The following is a 16026-nucleotide window of genomic DNA, read 5'->3' as shown; positions in this document are numbered from 1 at the left end:
TCAAAGGTCAAACCGTCGAAAGTCTGTACACAAAAAGACCTCTGACTTTAAACATGCTATCTTATGGCTATTATTTTGCAACATTCAAAGGCGAGCCGTCTACAAGACGTCCCTGGCCCACAATGATGATTTCATCCCCCTCATGGATTTCACTACTGATGATTTCCAGCTGATCCTCAAAACGGCGTCCCATCCGGACATCCACCCGTTTGGCTTTTCCATCCTTATTCAAAAAAACGTAGCGGTCGTTTGCTCCCTGCAACTTCAATACGGCAATAGCCGGAACAACCAAAGTTTCGGTTTCACCGATAAAGAAATTAACCGTTCCGTACATACCGGGACGCAAGGCCTCGTCCTGATTCGGAATACGCAACTCCACAGTAAATGTACGTGAAGCCGGATCTATCGTCGGATATACTATATTTACAGTACCTTCAAATACTCTGTCCGGGAAAATATTGCTTCTAAGTTCCACTTTCGTACCTTTTTTCACAGACAAGAAATACTGCTCCGAGAGATTTACATAGGCTTTTAAAGGATTGATCTTTTCGATGGCGATAACCGAAGGTTTTGAAGCGCCCCCCATTGCAGCTCCGGTATAAACCTCTCCGTTTTCAAAAAACTTTCCGGTCACAATACCGTCGAAAGGAGCCAGCATTTTCGTATTTTCATTCAAAAAATCATAATTCGACTTCGCAACCTCATAATTCGTAACCGCTGCATCATAAGCCTGTTTCGAAATACTTCCCGTTTCATTCAATTTTACAGCCCGGTTATACTCCGTTTCCAAGTTCTTCAACTGAACCTCTGCCTGCCGCAAATTTGTCGGATCCATTTCCACCAACAACTGTCCCTTTTTAATGCGATCTCCGACTTCCACATATATTTTACCGATACGACCGGTTGCCGCCGGAGCATAATACACTTGCTCATCAGCCTGTAACGTAGCCGTATAGTCCAATGTTTTGGCAATATTCTGCTTCTGCAGTTTCAATACCTTCACCGGAATAGCTTCAGTCTCCGTACTTTTAGTATCTTCTTTTTTCGACGAACAACCGATAAGAAGAGCGATTGTCAGCACCGTTAAAACGATATTCTTTATCATAACTGTATTAAATTGTTTTTAATAGGATAATTCATTATATAATCTCTCCAACTGGAGTTCTGCCTGCAATAAAGTCAGACAAGCGTTCGTATAATTATTTTCCGCTTCCAGATAATTGTTATTCGCCTGTGTCAAATCCAGACTGGAAACGGCACCGTATTCGTATTTACGCTGCATATTTTCCAATACCCGCTTAGCCACCTGAATATTGTCCCTTTGCAGAAAAAAATTGTCGGTAGCATTTTTCAACTCATATTTATATTGCTTCTCATTCACATACAACTGATCTTCCAGTAAACTTTTATTCAGACTCGATTGCTCCAGTTCGATTTTTGCCTGCTCCAGCAAAGCTTTACGCTGTAAACCGGAAAAAATGGGAATATCCATCGTCAAACCCGCAGAATGTTTCGGACTCATATCGAAATCCGGCTTCAAAAGCTTATAATTATAAGAATAGGTTCCGGAAATCGTCGGGGCATACGTCCATTTCTGCAAACCGACCATTTTCTTACTCAGATCTTCCTGGGTCTGGCTCAACTGATATTCAGGATTATTATCGATTTCAAATTTCTTTACTCCCAGCTTGACAAAATCTTCCTGTTTCAGAAAATAATCCAAACTTTCGGTCAGCTTCACCGGGTTTTCAGCTTGTAACCCCAACTGCAAACGCAAAAGATTATAACTGACTTCCACATTACGTTCTATGGAAGACAGACTGTTCTTTAACTGGCCCACCGTAATCCGGATCTGATCGACATCGGTAATTTCCACCGTACCCGCATTATACATATTCTGTGTATGCTCATATATCTGATCCATATTTTCCAGATTCTGCCGGACGATATCCCTCAGACGTTCACTCACCAATATCGCATAATACGTATTACATATATTTTCCTTTATATCCAACTCCGTAATCCCGACCTGCTGGCTCGCCAATCTTTCAGCGATCTTGCTGGTCTGAATACCCAATATCCACTGTCCACTGAAAATCAATTGAGAAGCCGTCACCTTGGCATTGGACTGATCCTTCATTTTGATCGTCCCTCCCTGACCGAAACTCATCTTATACCCGAAATTCGTACTGTAATCCAACTTACCGTTAATCTGCGGCAATCCTTGAGACACCGACTCACGCACTTTCTGCCTGTAAAGATCAATGTCCTTTCGGGAAGACTGCAACTGCTTATTATGCTCCACTGCATACTCGATTGCTTTTTTCAATGACAACTCCTGTACATCCTGCGCTCGGACAAACAAAGGAAGAATCACCGTCAGCAATATCAACACTAAAATTTTTCTCATCACTTTTACTTTATTTTCGTCAAATCCACACAATAAAAACATTCAAAAAACGTTACAAAATTCATGCCAACCTTAATAAGACAGGGATTCGGCACAATCGGCACGCCCGATCCGTTCCAACTCTTCTATGCCTTTAGGAGTAGCAATTGCCCGAATAAAATTATCGACAATCTCGGATACCAATAAGGGTACCGGGTATTTTAAATCGTCCGGCATCTCTTGTTCTTCAAGAAAACTCATCTGCCGTGAAAAAATATAAACCTGCAATTCCATATCCACATCTTGCCGAAAAACACCTTTCTCAACACCCATCGACAAAATTTCATTCAACACCGACTTCATAATCTGATCTTTTTCCGCCTCAATCCGTCTGTTTACTTCCGGATGATATTTTTTCAAATCAAAATAATTAGCCGGTAAACGGGTATTTAAATTATCGATAATATGCCTTTTGATTTCATACAAAAAACGAACCGGCCCGATTTTCTGTAATTCCTCCGGACTCGTTTCTTTCCGTAAATTCTCGAGCCGGTAATACATAACCTGCTCCACCACATCTTCCTTATTCTCGAAAATCTGGTATAACGTCTTTTTAGACACTTTCAGATGATTGGCCATATCATCCATAGAAGTACTACGCAAACCGTATTTCAGAAACAAATCCGAAATACAGCCGACCAATTCCTCCTTCAAATGATTTCCCTCACATGCCATAACTTTTATCGAAAACGTTTTACACATGGAAACGTTTCTCTTACATTTCGTTTCCATCGTGCCGCAAAGATATACAAAAGAAATAAAATGCAAAAACAATGACAGGAAAATTTCTCCCACTTAAGAATTATCCCGTAAAACACTCGACATCAAAAAATTCAGATTACTTTATACGGTATTTCAAGTTATCGAATAATCTTTCAATCAGCCTTCTTTTTTTGACAACAATTTCAGCCGTCCCCTTTATCTCATATTTAAAATAAAGAGATTCCCCATAATTAGTAGTTAAACCGTCAGGTAAGCTAACAATAACCAAATAAGTCTCTATATTCGACGTTTCTGTTTTCAGTTTTTTAGTCACAGGAGAAATTGATTTTACTTTTCCTTTAATCGATCCGAATTCAATATAAGGATAATTATCCAATTTAATTATAACATCATTCCCGACATCAACCTTACCGGCACCAGAAGCAGGGAGTAAAACCTGCCCGATTATATCTTCCTGAAATGGAACGATCGAAAAAACTTCTTCACTACGTTTATGTATCATTTTTACCTATAATATCATTGACTTCTTATTGAAAATTATATTCTGTTGGAATCAGAATCATATACAGCAACATTCCTGATTATAAAGCGATCAACATATAAATCACAGATTTACAATTAAATGAATTCGATAAAATTTCAGAATAACATTTTAAAATAAGGCCACACAACCGTCAATACTGCTATAAGAAAAGATATCGGTAAGTATAAAAATTTCTGTTTTAAAGAAAACTTAAAATAATCGAGAATGATTTTACGATTATATAAAATCGGAGCTATAATTATCAACACTAAAAAAGTCTGCCAATTAGCAATTAAATAATCAGGAAATGGTTTAGTTGTAAAGAAAAAGGAGTATACTAACTGACAAAATATATAAAATGGAACAATCATTGACAGAACATATCCTATATGCCCAAGCAAAAACAAGCCGATAGGATCCACTTAATAATACTACTAAATAAGCAAACATATTAAAATCATTCATCACGATTAAAGAGCTCCATTCAAAAGAAAAAAATGTCCATATATTTACCCATATCAAAATAATTTCATTACATAATTGAGAAAAGAGTATCATACCCATAAAAAAACAAGATGATAAATACACATTCTTTTCTATGCTGTCGAATAGACAAAAAAAGAGTATAAATATAAAATAGCAATCCAATTAAAAACAGGACCAAATAAGAGTAAACGAACTCCTTCACTTCCGGATACGGATTTACTACATTACAAAATACATGAAAACATTGAAGCATCAATACACCTAAACTCACTGGATAAAAAACAACAAATTTCGGTTGCATAAAAATTGTCTTTTGTTTTAACGTATAAAATATTCATCTTCCCTAGCCAGGTTACCCTGAATACTACATGTAATATTTGTATATATTAATCCACACGACAGACACAAAGGTTAGCAGAAAGGCTGCAGCCGTAAAAAAGAGTTGTTGCCTGCATTTTTGTATGCCAAAATATGACAATACCTTCGGATGATTCAAAAAAATCGGTACAAAAATCATAAAAACAAGCACTATCGGAAAAGCATCTCTTATGTAATAATACATAATACTACTATCAAAGATAAATTGGCGTACCAATAAGGAAAGCCACATAAGGGGATACAACATGGAAAGAAAATAACCGGATTTTCCCGGTATCCAGATGCCGATACCACTTAAAAGCGCAGCAAGCGATACAGTAAAGCCATTCTCTTTAAACATGGTTAATAATGATGCCCAACCGGGACCGTACCAACCGTATACAAAAGATATCGTAGAAAAAATTTGTACAAACAAACCGGAACCGAAGGCCAGTATCAATAACACCATCACCGGATGCGACCTAGACCTGAGAAATGCCGGTTTTTTTACAGGCAAAGAAAAAAAGCAAATACGAACAACCCAAATTATTCCCGAAATCAAAAACAAGGCGTACAAAATTGCAGTTATCTTCCACAAAAGAAGCGGATGATCAAAAGAATACTTTTCAATAGCGTAAACATACAATAGCAAATTCAAAAAAATACCGAGAATGGTAATGATTGCTGATTTTATAGTCAAAGACGAAGTTTTCATTACAATGGATTTTATAGTCCGACAATATTAATAAGTTTCAAATAAGTGCTTTTATCCCAACACCTGATTCTGATTACAGCAGCATTACCATTACGCATCTCGATTACATACACCGGATTGGTTTCGGTCCCTTCATTCTTCACCGTAATGTATTCTATTAACTTTTTCATACGATTTCAGAATAACATTTTACATCTATATCTCCAGCATATGTATTCTCAAAATATTGTTCTATATTGATCAAAAATCTAGAATTTATCTTTTGGAAAATTCGCGCAGGAAGAAATTTTCCAGTCATATGTAAATAAAAATACAAACCTAAAGTTTCGCTAAACTTGTGACAACCAACATCATAATGTGAAATTACTTCTATGATTTTCTGATGAGACTTTCCAAATATTTCCAAATATTCAGCCTCAACTCGCTTTTTTTCAATAAGATATAACAATGTAAAACCAATTCCTGCAAGCCCATCTGAAAAATAAATTATCTTTATTTTTGTAATCAAAGCTTCTTGTAAAAGTTTAAAGGCATGATATTCCAAATAATCATTTCGATAAAACAGGGCCAATTCAGATAAGATCAAAGATAAGCCTGCTTTCCCATAATACAAACCGGAAGCATTACAAGAACATCCATTAATCAAAATAAAATCAATCCACCTTAGATAATCAACATTTCAAATTATAAACAATGGAAAAATATACCAAAATTAAGGCAATTTAAACTACATTATAAGGAATTATTTACTTCATTATAACAAACAACATATCAAATATACAATTTTATTTCAAAAATCAAAACAATATTAAAAGTTATTATCAAATATAATATACAATTTTCACCACATATCATCATAATTACTTTATACTACATTTCATTTTTATAAAACATAGTATAAATAATGCAAATTTTAATAAAATACTGCACACGCAATTTCATTCAATGTATCTCAATATTCTCAATTAATAATAGATATATCTTTAGATTCACCTTCCGATATAGCATTTAGATACAAAGAAGTCCAAATATCGATTATAAGTACTTTCCCCCTTGTCGCAACAAGACCACCCTAAAAGACATAGTTTTACAAGCCATTTCATTTATTGTTAATAGCAGTCATATCATCCGTCGTAATTAATGATATGAACCAAATAATATATTCATTGTACACTTTAGGTTAATATATAAAACCAAATTACCGGAAATTTATATTTCAAAATTTCCGGTAATAACATTCCCCAAAAGTTCTATATAAAATATACGCTGATATCTACAATCAGTTTCCGGTAACCACCGTTATCCTCGTACCGTTGGCCTGGACTGCGTAGATTTTATCCATTTTATCCAGGACGGAAGAAGATACTTCGAAATTCAGGAAATTAGAAAACCAGATCAATTTGTCTTGAGCATCCCGGAGTTCGAAAGCCACGGCTTCTTCTCCGTTCGTGATCCGAATGGCTGTACCCGATAATTTATAAGTTACGTTTTTCGTAATTCTCTGGTTATCCCGGAATTGCGTCCAATAACCGACATCCCCCACCTCATCAACATTACCGGTATCGTTTTGTTTACGGTCTTCGATATATTGAATGACATGCGCCGGCTTACGGTACCTTTTGGCGGCAATCCGGGCCTTGGTCTCTGCAATCATTGCCGGAGTCACATTCAATGTCCAGTTCCCATATTGTTCGTAAGGAACATTATCTACAGGAACAAAGAATCCCCACATCTCAAAAAAGTCCGTCAGGTCGAGATTGGCAGCAGCACACGCCTGTTCGGCAAAATTCAATTGTGACCAACCCGGATTGCTTTCAACCGGAGGAGTCTGGCGCAACAATTTGAAAAGACGGGGCCAAAATTGTTCGTCACCCAAAACCCGGTGAAAATAAACAAACAACTGCCAATTCATACGCATATGAAGCTCGGTGTTTTCACCCTGATGTGTCGCACCGCTTATCAATGTAAAAGGTTGATCCTGCACTACCCGGTAATTGTTCAATTCGGAAAGGGCAGTTCCCCGGGAACAGAATTTACCGAATTTGAAAATGACATAATTCGAAAACAAATTGTTTGAAGATTCCGAACATCCGGGCCAGTTGATGGCGAACTGGTTGATATGCCCGATTTCGTGCGCCGGCCCCCACATATTGTCCTTATCTTCCATCATTGTTTCGGGCACCAGTATTTTATACAGGGTATTCTCATGAAATCCGGTACGATAATTTGTCGCCCACATATACCCTTCACCTTCAAAAGAACTGGCAAATAAGCGGTTGTTCCAAAGCTGTCCCCGTTCATTCTCAATGCCCATCAAACTAAGTTGCCAGGCAATAACATTATCCCACATCTCGATTGTCGGAATAATGGAATTCGGCACATATTGCCGTAACCGGTTCGTATGGAACGTCATCATAATATTACGGCCTTTGATCGTAAAATACTTATAGGTCGATTTAGTCAATAGTTCGGCATATTTGGCATCGGTTTTATGTTCTTCCAGGTCAAAATAACCGTTCACCAGGCCGCTTCCCATAGGAATATGTACACGTATCGGTAAAGCCCTGGGTGAAGAAAGGTCCGTATGATACATCACATAAAGCAAACCGGTATTACGAATAGCCAATTTATTGACACCTTCCGACAGAAAATAGCTATCTCCTGAAACATCACCGTCGGCAATACTCAGCAACGAAATTTCCTGTCCATGGGTATCTCCGACCAGAACGATAATCTCATCCCCGGCATTTGCATAAATACCGGTCGTATTATCGAGTATACCGTATTCTTTGGTTAAAAGCCTGTCCGCCCAATCTTCGGCAACACTGTAAGCGGGATAATCATGAACACGGAATTCCGTTTCATATTCTCCCCTTTTCATCTTCAAAGCAATTTCCGAAAAATAACCGGGTAATGCGTCTATCTGAGCGTCAGTCACTCCGGTTTTCAATTGAGAACAAGTAATATCGGTAAATACCGTCAGCAACTGATCTTCCAAAGCTCCTCCCGTCTTCTTCGCATAAAATTCCATTTCGTCACAACTGGCAAAACCGCCGGCACCGGTCTTCACCACAAATTTAATTTTCTTAGGTCGTACCAAACCATCTGTGAAAACAACCTTTGAAGGACTGTTTTTCATCTGGAAATCGTAATCTCCGTATTTGGTATACTCCGGTTGTGCTTCTGTCGACACCCAGATTTCCACTTCCCCGAAATTACCGTTTCCGGAACGGGTATAATAAATCAAATAATCGATTTGTTCGGGTAAAGTTTCCCCGCCATCAAAAAAGTATTCCAACACAACCGGAAAAACCGTTTCGTCCCCATAGGGAGCACCCCAGGGCGAATGGTACGGAGCACCTCCGTCGGCAGCAAATTTACCGTCCCAGGTATTTTCTATATTTTGCCCGGGTTGATATTGATTAGCCAATCCTCCCGTCGGTATGATATGGGGGTCTCCCTCCACTTCAACTTCTCCGGGAGAAGAAGTCTTGGCTTTCTGCATCACCGGCAATTTCACTTCCAATTGCGGTGCCGCCGCATCGGTCGAACGGAAAACAATCGTATCGAACCGGGCTTCATAACGGCTATTTTCGTCCATATTAAACGTATAGGTCGTTGTGGTTACCCTTCCCCGGGGAGCCTCTGTAATCCAACCGTTATCAGACAATTTCACGTCATAAGTAATATTCGCCGTCGCGGTAATCTGACGCGTTGCTCCCGCAGCATCTACTAATAATGTATCTTTTGTTAGCAATATACCCGGAGCTGAGCCCAATTGCTCTACTTTTATCTCGTGCTTAAAGGAGCCGCCTTCAATAAAAACAGAAGCTTTACGAAGATCGGTATCTTTATTTTCACTGACATAAATCTGAACCCGGTTGCCGGAAGTCATTAACCTGGCAGCAATACACCATTTCTCATCGGTAGAAGTCACGTCCCAGTCGTCAATATTCGTATTGACATCAATTGTTGTTTGTTGGGTTTTCTCATCCAACTGCAACAAAGTCTCTTCAACGTTTAAATAAGGCTCTGCTTTTGTCTCATCGTCCTTGCAAGCCGAAAAAGAAAAAACGGAGATAAACAGGACTATTCCTAATAAATATCGTATCATCTTTATTTTTTAAAATTTGATTTTCATCTTTCATTCCGTCTTTACAGACATCTTCTATATTAAATCAAAAAGAGCATTACGGTCAGGTTGCCCATACCGTAATGCTCCCAAGAACTATTTTAGTTTAGCAATTACTCGACGGTTCCCCGAACATACATCTCACCCATTGCCACACTATCGTTATTTTTCTCCGTAATATTCATCTTCACATAACGAGCCTGCACCGGCTGCGCACCGACCACTTTTTGAGCCGTAATAACCGACTTAAAGTCCAGCGTTCCGAAAAGCTCGAATGTCACGCCGTCCATACTGGTCAGAATTTCCACGGTCTTCGGACCCGAAGCATTGTTCTGACGGGCATACAGTTCTATCTGACTGATCGTAGCCGTCTTCGCCAAATCGACCAATTTAATGGTAATCCAGCTCGGAAGCTGCGATCCGGTACTCCATTGCGCATGCCAATAGGTATCGATATTATCATCGATCAAAGCATCCGGTCCGTCTCCGTCACCGTCCTGAAAATCCCGGTAATCACTGACCGTCCAATTGGATTGAGCTATAATCGGATCGACATATTCAATGACAATGTACTGGATAGCTCTGTCCGGATTAATCTCAAATTTAGAAACAGCAGCCAATTGTACCGGCAATAAATATTTGGAACCGATCTTCAATTTGGATTTGTCGATGTTGTATTTCAAACTCAGGTTTTGTACTCCCGATTTCAGGACAGGACTTGCAGGATCCAATGTATACGAACCCGAAGGAAGAGCCAGATAATCGGTACCGTTACTTTCATTATAAGCAGTCACCAAATCGTCCGTATTGGAGATCGTCAGACTGATATCCCATTTATTCGGGAAATCGGCAGAAACCAGGATTTCATCCGTACTAAAAATCGTCTCACCTCCGGAAGCAACCGTCAAATCCTCAACAGTTCCGTTTCCCAGGGTAATCATCGCTTTTACAATCTCCGGTTTTAACATCGCAACCGATTTATCCGGATTAATTGTCGCAGAAGATGTCAGTACCATGGGTAATACATATTCCGAAGTCGCTAAATCAGTTAACTGAGCGATCGTTTCTGTCTCAAACGTAACATCGATATATTGGTTGTTTTGGCCGGAGCCGAAATTCACCTTACTTCCCGATACAGAATAGCAATTTTGCGGCAACATTTTATAAGAAGTACCGTTTTCCGCATTGTACAACTGCAAATTGGCAGCATCCATAACATTTACTTCTGCAGATGCTTTCGTATCATTGAAAGCACCGGCTTTATAAATACCCAGACGGTAAAGAGTAGATTCTCCCGTTCTATAAAGAGTGATATCCGATTCTCCGCTGTTGGTAATGTATAAGGTAGTGGCATAGGGATCCATATAATCTTCCCGTTTATCTTCACAGGCGATCAGACTACCCAGTAACAAAACACCGGCAATTATCTTATTTATTTTCATAATTCTATATTTAATCGTTTCTGTAAAAACTTACCATCCATAATTTTGAGTAAGCAGCTTATTGCGGTCCAGTTCCCGTTGAGAGAAAGGATACAGGTAGTGTTTAGAGGTAAAGATCCGGGTTTCGAAAGCCGTTCTTTTCCAGAAATCTTCAGGTGTTGTGCTTACATTCGGACAAACGGCACTGGTATTCATTCCCCACATCTGTCCGCCATCCGTCTCTTCTGCAATCATCCAGGTACGGGTATCGAAATAACGCTGTCCTTCAAATGCCAATTCTACCCGTCTCTCTTTTCTGATCAATTCACGCATCAGAGTCTGACTGGTTTTACAATCCGGATATACGGTTTCCAGATCAGGCACTCCCGCTCTTTTCCGAATCTTATTGATATAAGTCAAAATATCGGGATGAGAAGGTCCGTAATATTCATTCAAGGCTTCCGCATAATTCAGATAGGTTTCAGCCAAACGATAGATCGGGAAAGTCAGATTACCCCAATATCCGGCATTGGTATTCTTTGTATGATCGTAAAAGCGATGACACATGTAACCGGATTTCGGATAGTCATGACTGGCTCCCGGGCCGGAGTTTCCGTTAAACCCAAATACAGGGTTCACCCAGTTCCCGGTACCATATCCCCACCAATCGGAACTCCAGAATACAGTTGCATAAAAACGGGGTTCCCGGTTTTTGAACATATTACGGTTAGATCCGTTAGGTACGTCATAACCATGTACTGGATTTACAAAAGCAGAAGTTCCCGTTTCAATATAACCGGAAGCGGCATCAACAACCGGAGTTCCGTCGGCATTGTAACCGGTAATCGGATAACGGCCGTTTGACATGGCATAAGCATCCACTAACTGCTGTGTCGGGGCTATACCACCGTAAGAAGTACCGCCGACAACACGCGGAGTGACATGTACCCGGTTGTAATAACCGCCTTCCCAACGGGCAAAGATAATTTCAGAATTCCATTCCACGAGTCCAACACCCCGGTAAGATTCTACAGGATCGCCGGTATCATATAGTTCATACTGCCCTAATTTGATCACCTCATAATTTGCATCGGCTGCTTCTTTCCACAATTCTTTGTCGTAAGCTACCGGAAAAAGATTCGTCCCGTCCGGATTCTTCACATTTTTATAAAGCTCATTTCCATTAAACAACGGACGTGCAGCATACAATTTCAATCGACCGATCACAGCATAACATACTCCTTTGGTAGGCATACCGTAATCATCATTTGTCGTAGGACTTGCCGGTAATTCTTTTGCACATTCAGCCAATTCACCGCATACATATTCCACACACTCTTCCCAGGTATTCCGGGGACGCTGCAAAGCCCCCATCGACTGGTTGAAATCTACCAACTCGTCCTTTACCAGAATAATCGGTCCATACATACGCATCAACAACCAATTGTAGTAAGCTCTGGCAAATCTGGCCTGCACTTTCCATAATTTCTTTTCCGTTTCATTCACATCTTTCGCAGAACAACGGTCGATATTCTGCATAAAAATATTAGCCTCACGGATAGCTTGATAATAATGCATATAACGGTTATACGGCACTGTAGAAGGTCCCCATGAACCATTATTCATATACCGGTAATCCCGGTTATAGGTGCAGGTTGCTTCATCGGAAGCTCCGATCCACGGATTTTCATCCACCCAGTTCGATTCCGTAGGCATAAATCCCCATACATTATAAAAATATTGTAAGGTTGTCGCCCGTTTGGTCCAGATCTTGTCGAAGGTCATCGCTTCGTCTTCCTGTTTGTCCAGATAATCGTCACAGGAAACGGCAAGCAGGGCTATACTCGTCAGGAGTAACAGTATCGCTTTATTCATGAATTTCATAATATCCTCATTTAAAGATTACAAATTAATATTTACCCCAACGGTGAATACCCGGGATATGGGGTATTTAGCTCCGTTAGAAGAGTACAACTCCGGATCCCATAGTTTAAACTTACTGAATGTAAGCAGATTCTGTCCGGACACATAGAACCGCAATGACGTAATAAAGGTTTTATCTAAAATTCGTTTCGGCATGGAATAACCGATTTCCATATTTTTCAGTCGCAGGAAAGAACCGTCTCTCATACGCCAGGTGGAGTTTCGGTTATTATTCGGACTATTATCAGCCGACATACGCGGATAGCGGGCATTCGGATTCGGATTCTCTGCCGTCCAACGGTGTTTGTACACATCTTCATTGATAGCAGCACGTCCCAGGTTACCGGAACTAAATCCATACATGGCATCTCCGCCGATAAAGAATGAAGTATGGCTTACTCCCTGGAAAAATACATTCAGGTCAAAACCTTTCCAGGCAGCCGTTGCACCGAAACCATAGTTAATCTCCGGCAGGGAAGGATAACCGATGGCCACCTCGTCGTTAGCATCAATCTTACCGTCGCCATCAATATCCTGGTATTTGATATCTCCAACCCTCACTGTTCCGTAAGTTTGTGTCGGGCTATTATCGATTTCTTCCTGACTTTGGAACAACCCTAAAGCTTTAAGTCCAAAGCTTTGTCCATAAGGCTTACCGATCCGGTTCTGGTATTTGTGCTTCCAATCCGGTTCGTCATTATCTATAATTTCACTTCTGGCATAGGTAAAGTTACCTCTGGCTGTCAATTGAACCTCACCGATTTGTTGTTCGTATTCAATGGTACCGTCAAAACCCTGATTATTCATCTTACCGACATTCACCCAAGGCATTGTACTCAAACCGACAATTCCGGGAAGAGCCGAACGCTGCATAAAGATTCCGCTACGTTCTTCTTTGAAATAATCGCCCTGGATTTTTACAGCATTGAAGAAAGAAATCTCAAAACCGACATTCAGTTTTTTAGCTTCCTCCCAACCCACATTCGGGTTAGCTACTTCTCCCATACGAATTCCGTTTCCTCCCATATTACCGGTAGATCCCCAAGTATAACCCGGCAGATTATTACCGTTAGCATCCTTATATTGTATTGTAGCTTCATAAATAAAACGACGTCCTCCGCCAATCTGATCATTACCTACAATACCGTAAGAACCTTTCAGTTTCAACATATCGATGATATGGGTAACCGGCTGGAAAAATTTTTCGTTAGACACCATCCATCCCAAAGCAAATGCAGGAAATACACCGAAACGTTTACCCGGACTGAAATTTTCAGAACCGTTATATCCGACATTTCCTTCGATAAAATAACGATCGTCGAAAGAATAGGTCAAACGTCCGGCAATACCCATATTTTTATAAGGCAAACTACTCAACATATTACCGGATGCGGTATAAGTTTTCTTCTTCTGATTATATAAAAACAACGCCCCAACCCGGTGTTTTCCGAATACCCGGTCATAGGTTAAAGAAGCTTCCAGATAAGTCGTTTTATAACCGCCTACCGTGTTGGTATACGTCAAAGATTCCGAACCTTTGTAAATTTCCTGATAATTCAATGTACCGTCTTCGTTCCGGCCGGTAGCGAAATATTGATTCACTTCTTTGGAACGTACCTCTTTATTATTGTGATAAGCATCCCAGGAAAGTTTAATATTAGCTTTCAAACCCGGAGTTACAATTTCACTGAAATCCTGTGTCAATCCGACCAAAGACTGTGCAGAGTTCCAATATTCTTCCGTATAACCGGATTGTGTCAATAAGTTATAAGGATTGTAACCGGAACTTCCGCCTGGAGCTGAAAATGTTCCATCCGAATAACGAACCGGGAAAGCATTGGGAGAAGTCATAAAAGCATATCCCCAAATATCGTCCAAACTGGCACCAGGACTGAATTTCTTCTCATACACGTTGGCCAAATTCACATTCAATATGGTACTTTGCGTCAGATTGATATCCAGGTTGGCCCTAAAGTTAATTTTATTGTAATTGATAGAAGAAGTATAATCATTCGATTTATCTTCTTTAAAAATAGACCCTTCGTTATAATAAGAACCGGCTACGTAATAACGGGCGATGCTACCACCACCGGAAACATTCGCATTTACCCGTTGGTTGGAAGCGAAATTTTTATACAAAGCATCAATCCAGTTTACATTCGGATAAAGGTCCGGATCACTGCCGTCCCGATACTTCTGAATCGTCTCGTCTGAATAATATTTACGCCCTATCGCTTCGTTGTACAATTGAGCCCATTGTACGGCATCTACCATCTTCGGCATTTTATTCGGACCGGTCAATCCGGCTTCTGCACGCACATTGATACGGGGCTTACCGTCAGAACCTTTCCGGGTAGTTACCAGGATAACACCGTTAGCACCGCGCACACCGTACACAGCCGTTGCCGTAGCATCCTTCAATATGGAAAAAGTAGCAATATCTTCAGGGTCTACCAGGTCAAGATCACGTTCGATTCCATCGACCAAAACCAACGGCCGCTGGCTGTCCGAATTAAAAGTACTGATACCCCGGATATAAAAATTAGAACCTTTTCCCGGTTCTCCGGAACGTTGTACGGAAACAACACCGGCCAACTGACCGGCCAGCGTATTGGACACCGAACTTCCCGGTACTTTCAATTTATCGACTTCCACCGAAGAAATCGCACCGATCACACTCTCCTTCTTCTGGGTACCGTAAGCAACCACAACGGCCTCTTCCAGTTTCTCCGAATCGGGTACCATTGTCACATCGATTGTTGACTGATTACCGATTACAATTTCCTGTGTTTTATAACCGATAAAAGAAATCACCAAAATCTGATAATTTCCTTCGTAGGTTAAAGTATATTCTCCGTTGATGTCTGTTGCAACACCGACGGTAGATTCCTTCAACCAGACGTTAGCACCGACAATCGTTTCTCCTTTTTCATCGAACACTTTTCCTTTGATTGTTTTTTTCTGAGCCTGTTGGGCAGTAACTTCCTCCGTCAGACCCGAAGGCTGTGTTTTTCGCAACGTCGTCCGCTCGTTATTCCGGGCAAAAACCGCAACCGTTGTGAAAAAGCAAAGCAGCAATACTACCGCTTTTCTACATTTGTTTGCTTTTAAACATTTGTTCATAACATAACTGTGTTTGATTAATACTGTTACTTTTTAGATGGTAAACACATCCGCCTATTCCACACCGAATTAGACTGATTAGAACTGTTTTATTAAATAATAACTTTGGTTTTCTATCTATATGATTGATAACAAGCAGATTAACCCAAAATCGACACCTGCTTACCAGGCATG

The 16026-nt window shown here is 40.2% G+C and carries 11 protein-coding genes; all 11 read right to left on the bottom strand.

What is annotated here, in order from left to right:
• Positions 1–70: 70 nt before the first annotated feature.
• Positions 71–1105 carry an efflux RND transporter periplasmic adaptor subunit gene (locus DD657_RS07995; RefSeq protein WP_021987872.1) on the bottom strand — a complete coding sequence of 345 codons (1035 nt, stop codon included), beginning with the start codon at positions 1103–1105 and terminating at the stop codon, positions 71–73.
• An 18-nt stretch (positions 1106–1123) separates the two neighbouring features.
• Entirely contained in the window at positions 1124–2410 is a 1287-nt protein-coding gene (locus DD657_RS07990; protein WP_287049495.1) for a TolC family protein, read from the bottom strand.
• A 72-nt stretch (positions 2411–2482) separates the two neighbouring features.
• A complete protein-coding gene (locus DD657_RS07985; RefSeq protein ID WP_287049494.1) occupies positions 2483–3181 on the bottom strand; it encodes a TetR/AcrR family transcriptional regulator in 699 nt (232 codons plus the stop codon).
• 106 nt (positions 3182–3287) lie between these two features.
• Positions 3288–3674, bottom strand: coding sequence for an HlyD family secretion protein (locus DD657_RS07980; protein WP_287049493.1), 387 nt, complete (start codon positions 3672–3674; stop codon positions 3288–3290).
• Positions 3675–4545: 871 nt separating this feature from the next.
• Positions 4546–5253, bottom strand: coding sequence for a hypothetical protein (locus tag DD657_RS07975; protein ID WP_287049492.1), 708 nt, complete (start codon positions 5251–5253; stop codon positions 4546–4548).
• An 11-nt stretch (positions 5254–5264) separates the two neighbouring features.
• Entirely contained in the window at positions 5265–5423 is a 159-nt protein-coding gene (locus DD657_RS07970; protein WP_287049490.1) for a hypothetical protein, read from the bottom strand.
• The gene (locus DD657_RS07965) at positions 5420–5899 is read right to left on the bottom strand and encodes a hypothetical protein (protein WP_287049488.1); all 480 of its coding nucleotides are present in this window, start codon (positions 5897–5899) and stop codon (positions 5420–5422) included. The genes DD657_RS07970 and DD657_RS07965 overlap by 4 nt, the downstream gene beginning before the upstream one ends.
• Before the next feature lie 633 nt (positions 5900–6532).
• The gene (locus DD657_RS07960) at positions 6533–9367 is read right to left on the bottom strand and encodes a M60 family metallopeptidase (RefSeq protein ID WP_021987862.1); all 2835 of its coding nucleotides are present in this window, start codon (positions 9365–9367) and stop codon (positions 6533–6535) included.
• Between the two features lie 131 nt (positions 9368–9498).
• Complete coding sequence (locus DD657_RS07955) at positions 9499–10827, bottom strand: BT_3987 domain-containing protein (protein ID WP_287049485.1); 1329 nt, start codon at positions 10825–10827, stop codon at positions 9499–9501.
• A 30-nt stretch (positions 10828–10857) separates the two neighbouring features.
• Positions 10858–12690 (bottom strand): RagB/SusD family nutrient uptake outer membrane protein, encoded by a 1833-nt coding sequence (locus tag DD657_RS07950; protein WP_021987860.1) that lies wholly within the window; start codon positions 12688–12690, stop codon positions 10858–10860.
• 18 nt (positions 12691–12708) lie between these two features.
• Complete coding sequence (locus DD657_RS07945) at positions 12709–15852, bottom strand: SusC/RagA family TonB-linked outer membrane protein (protein WP_021987859.1); 3144 nt, start codon at positions 15850–15852, stop codon at positions 12709–12711.
• Between the last annotated feature and the right edge of the window lie 174 nt (positions 15853–16026).

The organism is Culturomica sp., assembly GCF_003524185.1.
Lineage (GTDB): Bacteria > Bacteroidota > Bacteroidia > Bacteroidales > Marinifilaceae > Culturomica > Culturomica massiliensis.
This window is presented reverse-complemented; position numbering and strand designations above follow the sequence as displayed.

Bases quoted from the DNA above. Each gene is read 5' to 3' on its own strand.
- DD657_RS07980 (WP_287049493.1), bottom strand. From the start codon at position 3,674: ATGATACATAAACGTAGTGAAGAAGTTTTTTCGATCGTTCCATTTCAG.
- DD657_RS07985 (WP_287049494.1), bottom strand. From the start codon at position 3,181: ATGGAAACGAAATGTAAGAGAAACGTTTCCATGTGTAAAACGTTTTCG.
- DD657_RS07975 (WP_287049492.1), bottom strand. From the start codon at position 5,253: ATGAAAACTTCGTCTTTGACTATAAAATCAGCAATCATTACCATTCTC.
- DD657_RS07995 (WP_021987872.1), bottom strand. From the start codon at position 1,105: ATGATAAAGAATATCGTTTTAACGGTGCTGACAATCGCTCTTCTTATC.
- DD657_RS07950 (WP_021987860.1), bottom strand. From the start codon at position 12,690: ATGAAATTCATGAATAAAGCGATACTGTTACTCCTGACGAGTATAGCC.
- DD657_RS07955 (WP_287049485.1), bottom strand. From the start codon at position 10,827: ATGAAAATAAATAAGATAATTGCCGGTGTTTTGTTACTGGGTAGTCTG.
- DD657_RS07990 (WP_287049495.1), bottom strand. From the start codon at position 2,410: ATGAGAAAAATTTTAGTGTTGATATTGCTGACGGTGATTCTTCCTTTG.
- DD657_RS07945 (WP_021987859.1), bottom strand. From the start codon at position 15,852: ATGAACAAATGTTTAAAAGCAAACAAATGTAGAAAAGCGGTAGTATTG.
- DD657_RS07960 (WP_021987862.1), bottom strand. From the start codon at position 9,367: ATGATACGATATTTATTAGGAATAGTCCTGTTTATCTCCGTTTTTTCT.
- DD657_RS07970 (WP_287049490.1), bottom strand. From the start codon at position 5,423: ATGAAAAAGTTAATAGAATACATTACGGTGAAGAATGAAGGGACCGAA.